Here is a 13,649-nt window from a genome sequence, read left to right as displayed (position 1 = left end):
CATTCTCACCGCCTCGGGCGACAACAGTGGGTATCTCTCCAATCTGCTTGCACTTTGGAAATTACATGAAGTTGATATAGCACTTCGTGAGGCGTACGAAAATGGATCGATACTTGGTGGTGTCAGCGGCCTATCTCATCGAGAAAGTTGATGGAAAAGTTATTGAAACTCGCCTGGCTCCCGGGGGAATTCCAGTCTCGACTCGCTAACCGTGATCCAGGTTACCTGGGAGTGAGACCAAGATCGCTTAAAACTTTCCGCTTTCCACTGGCAATTACTAAGCAAAGTGGCAAGATAGACGCGTGGCGAAACCGATTGTCTCCCTTGACCAAGTAGTTATTCGTTTCGCTGGAGACAGTGGCGATGGCATGCAACTCACCGGTGACCGATTCACTATGGATACTGCAAGCCTAGGAAATGACCTCTCCACGCTTCCAAATTACCCAGCTGAGATTCGTGCCCCTCAAGGCACATTACTTGGGGTCTCGTCATTCCAACTTCACTTTGCAGACCACCTTATACAGACACCAGGAGATGCTCCAGATATTTTGGTAGCGATGAACCCTGCGGCACTCAAGGCAAATATTCGTGATTTGCAAAGGGGCGCAACAATCATTGTAGATAGTGATGAATTCACGACTCGCAATCTCTCAAAAGTTGGATACCAGACAAATCCGCTTGAGGATGACTCACTTGCAAGCTACAAAGTCCATGCAGTAGCACTGACTTCTCTTACCGTCGCAGCGCTCTCCCACCTTTCACTTTCGCGTAAAGAGGCCGAGCGTTCCAAGAACATGTTCGCCCTTGGACTTCTTGCATGGATGTACCATCGCCCCGTTGAGGCAACTGAGAATTTCTTAAAAGCAAAATTTGCAAAAAAGCCAGATATTCTCGAAGCAAATTTGGTCGCCTACAAGACTGGGTGGAATTACGGCGAAACAACTGAGGACTTTGCAGTTTCGTACGAAATTGCTCCGGCAAAAATGCCTCCCGGCAAATACAGAAATATCAGCGGAAACGTCGCACTTGCCTATGGATTGGTCGCCGCTTCTCAACAGAGCGATCTCAAACTCTTCTTGGGGTCCTACCCAATTACGCCTGCTTCTGATATTTTGCACGAACTTTCCAAGCAGAAGAAATTTGGAGTGATCACCTTCCAAGCAGAAGATGAGATTGCTGCCATCGGATCCGCCCTGGGTGCTTCATATGGGGGCGCCCTGGGAGTTACATCCACATCTGGACCTGGCGTTGCGCTCAAAGGCGAAATGATTGGCCTGGGCGTGATGCTCGAACTTCCTCTTATCATCATCGATGTTCAACGTGGCGGACCGTCAACCGGACTTCCGACAAAGACCGAGCAAGCCGATCTTCTTCAAGCAATGTTCGGTCGCAACGGTGAATCTCCAGTTGCTGTTATTGCAGCTGCCACTCCGAGTGATTGTTTTGACATGGCCATGGAAGCAGTCCGAATCGCAACAACGTACCGAGTCCCTGTCTTCCTGATGTCTGATGGGTACATTGCTAATGGCTCTGAGCCATGGAAGATCCCCGAAGTCACCAATCTTCCAGATTTGCACGTTGAATTCGCGCACACAGAAGAAGATTTCAAGCCGTATTCACGCGATCCAAAAACTCTTGCGCGCCCCTGGGCAATTCCCGGCACAAAAGGCATTGAGCACCGCATCGGCGGTGTAGAGAAGGCTGACGTCACAGGAGCGATCTCCTACGACCCCGCTAATCACGATTTCATGGTCCGCACGCGCGCCGCAAAGGTTGCGGGGATTACTGTTCCAGACATCATCGTTGATGATCCGACAGGTAATGCCGAAGTGCTTCTGCTTGGCTGGGGATCGACCTTTGGCCCAATATCTGCGGCCGTCGAAACGCTCCGAAACAATGGAGAGAAGATTGCGCAAGCGCATATCCGTTATATCAATCCCTTCCCCAAGAATCTGGGAAGTATTCTTGAAAAGTATTCAAAGGTAATCGTTCCTGAGATGAATCTGGGCCAGTTAGCCATGTTGCTCCGGTCCCAATATCTCAAGGACGTCATTGGATACAACATGGTGAGAGGTCTTCCGTTTACAACCATGGAGATCGTCGAAGCTGCAATGGAGGTGCTCCATGACTGATGTGGCATTGACTAAGAAGGATTTCACTTCTGACCAAGAGGTGCGCTGGTGCCCAGGTTGTGGAGATTACTCGATTCTCTCCACCGTGCAGTCTTACCTACCTGAGTTGGGAATCCCTCGTGAAAATGTAGTTTTCATCTCAGGTATTGGCTGCTCCTCTCGTTTTCCTTATTACCTAAACACCTTCGGCATGCACTCAATTCACGGTCGCGCTCCCGCAATTGCGTCAGGACTCGCGATTTCACGTCCAGACCTCACAGTCTTCGTGATCACAGGTGATGGAGATTCGCTTTCTATCGGCGGCAACCACCTTATTCACACACTCCGTAGAAACGTAGAACTCAAGATTTTGCTATTCAATAACCAGATCTACGGATTAACAAAGGGGCAGTACTCCCCAACGAGCGAACAGGGAAAGATCACTAAATCCACTCCGTTGGGCTCACTGGATACTCCGTTTAATCCGATCTCACTTGCTCTAGGTGCGGAAGCGTCATTCGTAGCTCGCACGGTAGACAGCGACCGCAAGCACCTGACCGAAACATTGCGAGCAGCGACCGCCCACAAAGGTTCGGCTCTGATTGAGATCTACCAAAATTGCCCTATCTTCAACGACGGTGCCTTTGATCTCGTGAAAGACAACGAGACAAAGGAAGCGGCGCTCTTGCAAATGGTTCATGGTCAGCCAATAAAGTCATCTACTCATGGCGTCATTCGCAAGGGCTCATCCCTGGAAGTGGTCGAACTTGGCGCGGTCTCGGAGAGCGATCTAGTAGTACATGACGCTCATAATCCCGATCCTGCCTATGCTTTCGCACTCTCGCGCCTGACAACAATGGACCACAACCACGTTCCTGTGGGAGTTTTCCGCGATGTCGCTCGCCCTGGATATTCATCTCTGGTCAACAATCAGATTTCAGAAATTATCGCCGATCAAGGAGCAGGAGATCTCAACAAACTGCTCACCAGCGGCGATACCTGGGTCGTCGCGTAATTAACTCCCCAAGAATCTTGCTAGTCCATTCACTTTCATGCACAACTGGACAGTTGAAATAGTTCGTAGATGTAGAAAGAACTGTCTCTAGGAATGCTCTACCGCACTCTTTGGAAGTGAGAATGATACAAAGACCATCATCAACAAAATAAGGCTCATTACCAAGTAAATAGGTCTCAATGAACTTGCAAAACTCGCTCGTTCATATTCCGTCAACTTACCAATCGCTGACAGTTGGCTTACCGTGTCAGCAGAGAGAATATTTTCGGGAACTTTCCATAAGTGGAAGATCATCGTCATGGCTAGGCCTACCCCGAGTAGGCCTCCCAACTGGCGAAAAAATGTGTTTAAAGATGAGCCAGCGCCACGGTACTTATTTCCGAGAGCCGATGGAGCCACCACTGAAGTAAATTGCGTTACTAAGCCAGAACCAACGCCTATCAGAACTAGAGCGACTGCTGAATTAATGAGTTGCTCCCTAAGCGCCAGACCAATAAATCCCGCCGACATAAATCCCAAACCACCGGTCAACATCCAGCGATACTCACTTGATTTCGACAGGGAGCGACTCCCAAGACTTGAACCAAAAAGATTGCCAAATCCTGAAGCCAGTAGAATTACTCCTGCTATCGCTGCACTTTTAAAATGAACAATTTGGATTGCAAGTGGAACTAATGCGATAGCGACAAGCATGGCCGCCCCAGATACGGCGCTTGATATGACCGTCACCCGGAAGAGGTGATTCTCAAAGAAATGCACGGGGATTAGCGCATCGTCCTTCCGCCTTCGTTCCACAATTCCAAATGCAACGGTCGTAACTACAAAAATAACTAAAAGTCCTACCTGTTCAAGACCAAGAATATGAATCGTTGCGGCTTGCACTTCCAAAAGTAGAGTCAAAATGGAAGTGCCCAGGAGCGTTACTCCCAAATAATCGAAACGGTGGTCTGCCAACTCCTGTTTGACGTGTAAATCTAAGAATGCTCTGACCAGTGCAATGAGGACTAATGGGATGTTTATGATAAAAATCCATCGCCAGCCAGAGATTCCCAAAATTGTCTGCTGCGCTGCAATTACTCCGCCGATAAGCGGACCTAGGATGCTGGATGATCCGAAAATGGCAACAAATAACAGAATGTAACGACCACGCTCGCGCGGAGGCAGAAGGTCAGCTATAACCGCAAATGCCAATGAATAAAGGCCCCCTGCGCCTAACCCTTGAATCGAGCGACCAATCACCAGAATCGAAAACGCCGGAGCGCACGCCGCCAAAAGCGATCCCAGACCGAAGAGAAGGAGTGCCATGAGAAAGAGAGGCCGCCTGCCCCATCGATCTGAAAGTCGCCCGTAGATCGGAGTCGTTATCAATGCAGCCAAAAGGTATGAGGTCAGGAGCCACCCCTGCCAAGAAATATGGCCATAATCTCTTGAGATTGTCAGCGCCGCCGTGGACATCACTGTTTGATCAAGGGCGGCAAGAAACATCCCCAGGCCTAACGAAGAGAGAATGCGAAGAGTGCCTGGTTGTGAGGAAACTTTTCTTCTCATGCGAAGTCTTTCGGCAAACTAAACCTGAATCTCTGCGATTACGGGCAGGACCATTCGCGGATTCGGACAACAGTCACTGGAACAAAAATCCGACCACGGACCCAACTCAGATAATGCTTTCCGTTCGGACGCATCTGTCCTCTCGCTTATTAGATCCACAAGCCCAGATACGAATTCTCGAGATACGCCCGGCGTGGCGACACGTGTGAAGTGCAAGCCTTCGCTTTCTGCAATAGTTCTGGCTTCCTTATCGAGATCCCACACAACTTCAACATGATCACTTACGAAACCAATAGGTACCACAATAATGCCCTTGATTCCCGCACCTGCAACATCTCTTATCGCATCCCCAATGTCGGGCTCCAACCATGGCGTCTGCGGCGACCCGCTCCTTGATTGGTAAACCAATTGCCATGCAGGCATATCCCCATCAAAGTGACTGGCTGCTTCTTGGATAACCAAGTTTGCAACAGCCACATGCTGAGCTATGTACATTCCGCCCTCATACTTCTCGCGACTCCCAGCGGATCCAGAAGAATCTGCCATTGAATGTGGAATTGAATGTGTGGTGAAAAGAATCTTTACTTTTCCATGCGATAAGCCTTCTGCGGCAAATCTAGACAAAGCCTCTGAAAGTCCCTTAGCAAAAGGACGGATGAATCCAGGATGATCAAAATAGTGGCGAACCTTATCTATTCTCATCTCTCCCACTAGATCAGCCTCCACCAAAGCAGCAGCAAGATTCTCACGATACTGGCGACAACCGGAATACGATGAATATGCACTTGTTACGAGTGTCAAAATGTTCTTGTGTCCGGCGGCATGCATGTCAAGAAGTGTTCGTGCGTAAAACGGTTCAGAATTTCGATTTCCCCAGTAGATCGGGATCTCGATCGATCTAGCCTTAAGTTCATTTCTCATCGCACCCAATAACTGGCGATTTTGCTCATTAACTGGACTCACCCCACCCATAGCTAAGTAGTGCTGCGAGACCTCCTCCAAACGCTCCCGTGGAACACCCCTGCCAGCGGTGACCCGCTCTAGAAATGGCATGACATCCTCAGGCGACTCTGGTCCGCCGAAGGAAGCTAGTAGCACCGCGTCATACTTCATAAAAACATTTCAACCAATTCGTCCTTTTCGACGGATCGACCCGTGTAGAAAGGAATTTCCTCGCGTACGTGCCTTCTCGCCTCTGCCGAACGAAGTGTGCGCATCATGTCAACGATTTCATGGAGGTCATTTGATTCCAATGCCAGAACCCACTCATAGTCGCCCAGCGCAAAAGCTGAAACTGTATTGCTAATAATTCCAGTGTAATCACGACCCATCATCCCGTGTTCAATAAGCATTGCTCTACGTTCTTCTTCAGGGAGCAAGTACCATTCATATGAGCGCACGAATGGATAGACGCTTAACCACTTCTTGGCAGGGACACCTGCCATGAATGCCGGCACATGACCCTTGTTAAATTCAGCGGGGCGATGCATCCCCATGGCAGCCCATACTGGAGTCGAAGCGCCACCCAACGCAGTATTTCCAAACTTTCTCATAGCGAACTGAATTTGCTCCGCCGTTGGCGCGTGAAACCATAGTACAAAATGCGCATCAGCCCTGAAGGCGGTTACATCGTAAGTTCCGCGAAGTTCAATATCTCTTTCCTTGAGTTCGTCAATCAACTTCCCAAATTCAGCAAGAGCCTTCGTCGAATCCACGACTTTATGATTAATATGAAAGGCGGTCCAATTTGTGTATCGGATAGTTTCGTTAATTTCGCGAGCATTTGTACGACTAGTCGGTTCACTCATGTCCGGTACTATCCATTTCTAATCGGGCCACTTCTTCGCGAGACTGCTTAATTAATAAGGACCTTATTCTATTCAATTTCTCCCTATGCTCCACGCCCGCTTTCATGGCACCTCAGCATGGACGTAAGAGACCATTCTTGTTATAACGCTCGGATCGGTCTGGGGAAGTACCCCATGACCCAAATTGAGTATGTGGGAAATCGCCGATCTCCCTTCTGCGATGGCGATATCAACCGCCCTTTTTAGTTCAGGCCAGTCTCCCAAAAGTAGTTCAGGGTCAATATTGCCTTGTAGCGGAATTCCATGCCCAAGAATTTGGCTGGCCTCCTTTAAGGATGTGTCTTTATCAATCCCCATCACCGTTGCACCCGTCTCAAACATCTCCTTAAGGATCCCGCGGGTTCCAACTCCAAAATGAATGCGTGCGACGGGCAAATCTGAAATGAGGCCCATCAGAATCTGGGTGTAGGGCGCAGCGTATTTAATGTACTCATCTCGACTCAATCGCCCTGCCCATGAGTCGAATACTTGAATCGCACTCGCTCCCGCGAGGATCTGTGCGCGTAGGAATTGCGCACTGACTTGGGCGCACCAAGTCAAAATATCCGACCACAATTCTGGATCGTTATTCATCATCAAACGAGAAACAGGAATTGATTGCGATGGTTTACCTTCGATGAGATAAGAGGCCAACGTAAATGGTGCACCACAGAATCCCAATAAAGGAGTCCTATCAAGAGCGCCGACCGCCATTGTCACCGCATCGGTTATAGGCGCAAGCGCCTCAGAACTAAGCGCCTGCAATCTAGCGAAGTCACTTCTCGATTGAATTGGCTTTTCGAGTACGGGTCCCACGTTAGGAATGATTTCAACATCCACCCCAGCAAGTCTTAGTGGAATCACAATGTCGCTAAAGAAAATTGCCGCATCAACGTTATGTCTCCGGACTGGCTGAAGCGTTATCTCGGATGCTATTTCTGGATTCAGACAGGAGTCCAACATGGAGATCCCTTCGCGTATCTTTCGATACTCTGGAAGAGAGCGACCGGCCTGTCTCATTAGCCAAACAGGTGGCCTCTCTTGAGGAAAACCCATGAGCGCTAAAACGACTTTTGAATCAGAAGTTTTACCCGACAAAAGCGGATGATGTGTAGGCAAAAGCATGAATTAAGTATGCCACCACAAGGACTAAGATCGGTCGGTGACGCTAATTCTCATTGGAACCAGCTACCGCAGCATTCCACTTTCGGAATTAGAGATACTCGAACGAAGTGCTGAATCGATCCGCAACTCTCTCTTTGAAAATGGGGTAGATGATTTCGAGGTAGATGGTGGAGTCATCATCAGCACATGCAACAGATTTGAAATCTATCTTGATGCAAGTGATATTGATTTGGCGAAAGATCGGGTCTTTGCTGCGATCACTTCAGCCTGTGAATTGGATCTTCCGTACTGCGAGAGGAACTTGAAGATCCTCTCAGGCGTAGAAGCGATCAAGCATTTATTCCAGGTAACCGTTGGTTTGGATTCCATGGTGGTTGGAGAGACAGAAATCGCAGGCCAAGTCCGAAGAGCGTTGGCCGAATCACAGAGCCTGGGCTACACCTCTCGAATTATCGAAGCCCTCTTCCAAAGGTCCTCCAACGTCTCCAAGCGGATCACCAACGAGACGGGGCTCGGAGCAGCCGGTAGATCCCTCATCACCTCCGCTCTCGACATTGCCAAGAATGAGCAGTTCGTTTTGGCGGGCAAGAAAGTCCTCGTTATAGGAACGGGCGCTTACGCTCGCGTGGTCATTGCGGCCCTTGACCGCGAGAGTGTTGGAGAAATCTATGTCTACTCCCCGAGTGGGAGAGCTGAGAAATTTAGCGAGAATCATCCGACCAAGCCCATTCACGAATCTGATTTCCTCGAAAAACTCACTGAAGTCGATCTGATTGTGGCTTGTAGTGGCACGCACGGCCACATCGTCAAGGCAGAGTACTTGAAAAGTCTTGGAGGCAAAGTACTTCCGATCATTGATTTATCCCTCTCCCCAGATATCGAAGAGAGCGTTAAAGACCTTTCAAATGTCCACGTTATTGATCTCGATCTCATTTACAAAAATGCTCCCGAAGAACACTTGGAGACAATTTCAAAAGCACAGAAACTCATAAACGCCGCTGCACTCGAGTTTCAGAACGACCTCGTCGCACGAGCAAATGATCCCCTGGTAAAGGCCCTCCGAGCCCATGTAAGTGCAATCGTGGCAGCCGAAGTGGATCGCGTACGGATGAAAAGGGGAAATGAAGTCGCGGACGAGGTAAGTCGCTCCCTCCAACTCGTCACAAAGACTATTTTTCATAAACCAACGATTCACGCTAGATCCTCAGCTTTGCAAGGCGATAATGATGAATACCAGAGGGCGATTCAACTTCTTTTCGGGTTGGAAGTAGAAGAGAATCAAGAGAATGAATAGCACGCTCAAGCTCGGCACGCGTGGGAGCCTCCTTGCTCGCACACAGTCCGCTTGGGTGGCCAATTTGATTGACACTCCATTTTCAGTCTCACTTACTACTATCAAGACTGAGGGCGATAATCTCGACCTATCCCTCACAAAACCCAGTCAGCCCGGTGCATTCGTAAACGCACTCCGGGATGCACTACTCAACGATGACGTGGATTTCATTGTCCACTCCCTTAAGGACCTCCCCTCCGCGGATCACGCAGATTTGGAGCTCGTTGCCATTCCTCTGAGAGAAGACAATCGCGATGTATTCGTGAGCAAGGGCTCTGTTGCATTTAGCGAATTAAAAGCGAATTCCCTGATTGGGACCTCATCTCCTAGACGCGCTGCGGCGATACGACACCTGAACCCTGATCTATTGATTAAACCAATTCGCGGCAATATCGAGACTCGAATTAGCAAAGTCCGCGAAGGAGAATTCGATGGCACAATTTTGGCCGCAGCCGGAATCATCCGCCTTGGCCTAGAAAAAGAAATTGCTGAGTACTTCTCAATCGCAGATATTCTTCCAGCCCCCGCGCAGGGTGCCTTGGCGGTTGAGTGTAGGAAGAATGACTCAGCCATGCTAGAACTCCTTGCCAAGTTAGATCACCAACCGACTCGTTTAATCGCCACCGCCGAAAGATCGATCCTGCGTGCGCTCAATGCCGGATGCGATCTTGCTATCGGCGCCTTTGCGCAAATTGACAATGGCACACTCACTTTGATTGCGGAAATTGGCGATGACTCCACTGGCGAGACCGAGCGTCACTCGGTGCGCGCAGAAATCTCTGACTCCTCGGATTTTGTGACGGCAGAACAACTTGGCGAAAGGGCCGCTGCGCACTTTCGGCAAACCAATCTGGGAATTAGGATTTTGTCGAGTGCCAACTAAGCCCATCCTCTTAATCCGTGCCTCGGGAAACGAAAGTGACGCGGAAGCACTGGCGCAAGTCGGACTCACAACTGTAATTGAACCTTTCTTGAAAATAGAAGCAAATAGAGATCCTGCAGGCGCGAATCACCTTCTTGAGGAATTAAAGAGAGCGGGGCCTTCAACGTGGGTTATCGCGACTTCTGCAAACTCAATCCAGTACTGGGCAGAAATCGTTGGGATCAACTCCCTAAGAAATGCACTGGACGAGAACCATAACCTTCGTTTTGCTGCTGTTGGATCGAGCACTGCCAAGTTATTTCGCGAATATGGCGCCAGAGAAATACTGCTACCCCCTCTATCCAGTGGGCGGGAACTCTTAAAAGAGTTGCTACTTAATCCGCCCGCACAGGCAATCATGCCGATTGGAAGCCTCACTCTGCACGAACTCCAGGACGGACTCACCGAGGCAGGCTGGAACGTCGTCTCCAGGGAGGTTTATACAAACGAAATTGTCACTACTGAACCAGAGGTCATAAGTCGACTGAAGAATAATGAGTTTGGGGCGCTCATCCTTCGCTCCCCCAGTGCCGTTCGAGCTTTACTTCGCTTCCTCCCCCACCCCACGGTGCCTTTAGTGTGCGGCGGGCAAAGCGCCGCCAACGAACTACTAAAAGTAGGATTACGACCTGCAGGTGTCTCAGAAAATCCCGATCCACATGTATTGGCCCAGTTGGTACAAGAAATAGTCAGAGGTGGGAGTAAATGAAGATCACACACCGTCCACGGCGATTACGCGTCAATTCCACAATGCGAAATCTAGTGACCGAGAATCGTCTCAACAAGGAGTCACTGATCCTTCCACTCTTCGTCCGCGAAGGAGCATCTCAACCTACTCCGATAAGGAATATGCCTGGCGTCGTGCAACATTCTCAAGCATCACTCGAAAAGGAAATCCGTCGGGCCATGCAATTGGGAATTGGCGGAGTGATGGTTTTCGCGATTCCAGAGAAACGCGATGAAGTCGGATCTGAAGCGATCAATCCCAATGGAATATTGAATTCTTCAATCCGATTTATTCGCGAAATTGCTGGAGATGAATTAGTGATCATTGCAGATTTATGTCTGGATGAATTCACAAATCATGGACACTGCGGGGTGCTCGACAGCGCAGGAAGAGTTGACAACGACCAAACGTTGGAGATTTACGGAAAAATGGCTGTCCTTCTTGCTCAGAGTGGAGCGCACATGCTCGGTGCAAGTGGCATGATGGACGGACAAGTCGGTGTTGCACGTTCTGCCCTAGATGAGGCGGGATTCCAAGATATTTCTATCCTGGCTTACGCCGCAAAATATGCCTCTGCTTTTTATGGACCGTTTCGCGAAGCAGTCGACTCGCAACTAACTGGCGATAGAAAGACCTATCAACAAGATCCAGCAAATATAAAAGAATCAATCCGTGAGATTGAGCTGGATATTGAAGAGGGTGCCGATGTTATTATGATCAAGCCTGGTCTGATGTATTTGGATGTGTTGCACGCAGCCTCGCAGTTCGTGAACCTGCCCTTGGCCTCATATATCGTCTCAGGTGAGATGGCCATGATCGAGGCCGCAGCAGCAGCCGGTGCCATCGATAGGGAGCGAGCAATTATCGAAGCGCTCACATCGGTCCGACGGGCTGGAGCGCAAATCATTTGCACGTACTGGGCTCTGGAAGTTGCCGAACTATTAGAACGGAAGTCGTGATTAGCATGTCTCAAAATATTGAGAAATCAGTTGCTTGGCATGAGCGGGCAAAAAAGGTAATCCCTGGAGGCGTTAGTTCTCCAGTGCGTGCATTCTCCGCAGTCGGTGGAACGCCCAGATACATGGTCCGTGGCGTCGGTAGTCATGTTTTTGACGCTGACGGCAACGAGTACATCGATCTCATAGGCTCTTGGGGGCCGATGATCCTGGGTCACGCGCACCCAGAGGTTACAAAGAAAGTACTTTCGGTGGCCAAGGAATCCTCCTCCTTTGGCGCACCAAGTCCGCACGAAGTTGAACTTGCAGAAGAGATCGTGCGTCGAGTGGATGCGGTCAAAAGAGTTCGGTTCGTCTCCTCGGGAACCGAGGCGGTGATGACTGCCGTCAGATTGGCGCGAGCTGCGACCAACCGAAATATCATCGTTAAATTCGCGGGCTGCTATCACGGGCACTCAGATGCGCTCTTGGTACAGGCTGGCTCAGGCGTTGCAACTCTTGGTCTCCCTAATTCTCCGGGAGTGACACCTGGGCAGGCCCAGGACACCGTGGTACTTCCATATAACGATGTCGCAGCGCTTGAAGCACTATTTGCGCAACGTGGCGAGTTAATCGCTGCTGTTCTGACTGAAGCCGTCCCCGCAAATATGGGTGTAGTTCCACCCCTTCCTGGCTTTAATAAACTAATCGCAGATCTTTGTAAAAAGTATGGAGCGCAATTAATTCTGGACGAAGTGATGACGGGTTTTCGAATTTCATCAGGAGGATGGTGGAAATCAGTCAAAGAAGAAGGATGGGTACCAGATCTTTTCACCTTCGGAAAAGTAATCGGTGGCGGATATCCGCTCGCTGCAGTGGCTGGAAAGGCTGAAGTGATGGATCAACTCGCACCTCTTGGTTCGGTTTATCAAGCGGGCACGTTGAGTGGAAATCCAGTCGCCACGACAGCTGGTTTAGCCACTCTTGAATTATGTGACGAAGCCCTTTATGCGAAGTTAGATAAGAGAGCACTAGAAGTGGGATCGGGAATTTCCAGTGCATTCGCCGAAGCAGGGATCGCCCATCAGTGGCAGAGTGCCGGGAATCTTTTCTCATTCTTTTTCACAGGCGAGAAAGTACATTCATTTGATGATGCCAAGAAGCAGGATGTGGAAATTTTTGCCAAGTTCTTCCACTCAATGCTGGAGAATGGCGTTTCACTTCCACCATCGGCCTTTGAAGCCTGGTTCGTCAACGGAGCTCTTAGCGATAGTGACGTAGAGCGAATTATCGCTGCCGCAAGGAAGTCCGTTCGAAACTAACCCGGTGGAGGTAGCCGGAGCCCTGATATTCCACCGTCGACGTTTAGCGCTATGCCTGTCGTTGAACCAGCCAATGGACTTGCCAGGTAACAAATGGCAAAAGCGATTTCCTCTGGCTTCACAAGCCGACCCATGGGCTGGCGGGCTCTGAGAGATTTCTCCGAAGCAATCGGATCGTCCGCATTCTTTAGGAGACGAGCAACCCATGGGGTATCAGCCGTTCCGGGAACGACACAATTGATTCTTATCCCATCCTTCACATGATCAGCAGCCATTGCCAGCGTGAGCGCATACACGGCGCCTTTACTCGCGGCGTAGATGGCACGTTGTGGAAACCCGGCAACGGCAACTACTGAACTAACATTAACCAGTGCGGCGTGTTGTGATTTTCTCAAGAATGGCAGAGCCGCAGCAGATACACGAGCGGTACCAACCACATTGATATCAAGAACTCGGCGCCACTCTTCATCATCTCCGGCGGCTACATCTCCGGTCGCTCCGATACCCGCGTTGTTCACGACAATATCGATACCGCCCATGATCGCCGCACTCTCCTCCACGGAGCGGTTGACATCTGCGCGGCTTTGAATATCGCACGCGAGATAGGCGATGCCCTCAATCGGATGCTCTGGCTCTTGGCGATCAAGGACCGTGACTTTTGCACCTCGACTTTGCAACATTTTCGCCGTTGCAGCACCAATACCGCTGGCGCCACCAGTGACAATCGCCCTTAGGCCCTCGAAATCATTCACAGACATACCCTT

The 13,649-nt window shown here is 49.9% G+C and carries 12 protein-coding genes; 7 read left to right on the top strand and 5 right to left on the bottom strand.

The annotated features are described in order from the left end of the window. Positions 1 to 302 precede the first annotated feature (302 nt). Both VMW30_09920 and VMW30_09915 read left to right on the top strand, forming a co-directional pair. A complete protein-coding gene (locus VMW30_09920; protein HUW88669.1) occupies positions 303 to 2,132 on the top strand; it encodes a 2-oxoacid:acceptor oxidoreductase subunit alpha in 1,830 nt (609 codons plus the stop codon). After that, entirely contained in the window at positions 2,125 to 3,126 is a 1,002-nt protein-coding gene (locus tag VMW30_09915; protein ID HUW88668.1) for a 2-oxoacid:ferredoxin oxidoreductase subunit beta, read from the top strand. The genes VMW30_09920 and VMW30_09915 overlap by 8 nt, the downstream gene beginning before the upstream one ends. Positions 3,127 to 3,213: 87 nt before the next feature. On the opposite strand, the gene VMW30_09910 is transcribed toward VMW30_09915, so the two are convergent. From VMW30_09910 to hemE, 4 genes are all read right to left on the bottom strand, one after another. Then, positions 3,214 to 4,674: an MFS transporter gene (locus VMW30_09910; GenBank protein ID HUW88667.1), complete on the bottom strand. Its 1,461-nt coding sequence runs from the start codon at positions 4,672 to 4,674 to the stop codon at positions 3,214 to 3,216. A gap of 18 nt (positions 4,675 to 4,692) precedes the next feature. Beyond that, positions 4,693 to 5,787, bottom strand: coding sequence for a ferrochelatase (locus VMW30_09905; protein ID HUW88666.1), 1,095 nt, complete (start codon positions 5,785 to 5,787; stop codon positions 4,693 to 4,695). Further along, entirely contained in the window at positions 5,784 to 6,482 is a 699-nt protein-coding gene (gene hemQ / locus VMW30_09900; GenBank protein HUW88665.1) for a hydrogen peroxide-dependent heme synthase, read from the bottom strand. Before hemQ ends, VMW30_09905 begins: the two co-directional genes overlap by 4 nt. 102 nt (positions 6,483 to 6,584) lie before the next feature. After that, entirely contained in the window at positions 6,585 to 7,646 is a 1,062-nt protein-coding gene (gene hemE / locus VMW30_09895) for a uroporphyrinogen decarboxylase (GenBank protein ID HUW88664.1), read from the bottom strand. A gap of 37 nt (positions 7,647 to 7,683) precedes the next feature. On the opposite strand from hemE, the gene VMW30_09890 reads away from it, so the two are divergent. The 5 genes from VMW30_09890 to hemL are packed head-to-tail and all read left to right on the top strand — an operon-like array spanning position 7,684 to position 12,885. Further along, entirely contained in the window at positions 7,684 to 8,940 is a 1,257-nt protein-coding gene (locus tag VMW30_09890; GenBank protein HUW88663.1) for a glutamyl-tRNA reductase, read from the top strand. Then, entirely contained in the window at positions 8,933 to 9,862 is a 930-nt protein-coding gene (gene hemC, locus VMW30_09885; protein HUW88662.1) for a hydroxymethylbilane synthase, read from the top strand. Before VMW30_09890 ends, hemC begins: the two co-directional genes overlap by 8 nt. Continuing rightward, a complete protein-coding gene (locus VMW30_09880; protein ID HUW88661.1) occupies positions 9,852 to 10,610 on the top strand; it encodes a uroporphyrinogen-III synthase in 759 nt (252 codons plus the stop codon). Before hemC ends, VMW30_09880 begins: the two co-directional genes overlap by 11 nt. Then, positions 10,607 to 11,587, top strand: coding sequence for a porphobilinogen synthase (gene hemB / locus VMW30_09875; protein ID HUW88660.1), 981 nt, complete (start codon positions 10,607 to 10,609; stop codon positions 11,585 to 11,587). Before VMW30_09880 ends, hemB begins: the two co-directional genes overlap by 4 nt. Positions 11,588 to 11,592: 5 nt before the next feature. After that, positions 11,593 to 12,885 (top strand): glutamate-1-semialdehyde 2,1-aminomutase, encoded by a 1,293-nt coding sequence (gene hemL, locus VMW30_09870; protein ID HUW88659.1) that lies wholly within the window; start codon positions 11,593 to 11,595, stop codon positions 12,883 to 12,885. Here hemL and VMW30_09865 read toward each other — a convergent pair. Next, positions 12,882 to 13,643: an SDR family oxidoreductase gene (locus tag VMW30_09865; GenBank protein ID HUW88658.1), complete on the bottom strand. Its 762-nt coding sequence runs from the start codon at positions 13,641 to 13,643 to the stop codon at positions 12,882 to 12,884. The two genes, hemL and VMW30_09865, sit on opposite strands and share 4 nt — an antisense overlap. Between the last annotated feature and the right edge of the window lie 6 nt (positions 13,644 to 13,649).

It is taken from the genome of Candidatus Paceibacterota bacterium, from assembly GCA_035530615.1.
Lineage (GTDB): Bacteria > Actinomycetota > Actinomycetes > Nanopelagicales > Nanopelagicaceae > QYPT01.
Note: the sequence above shows the minus strand (reverse complement) of the source record. Positions and strands in the feature narration are given on the sequence as shown.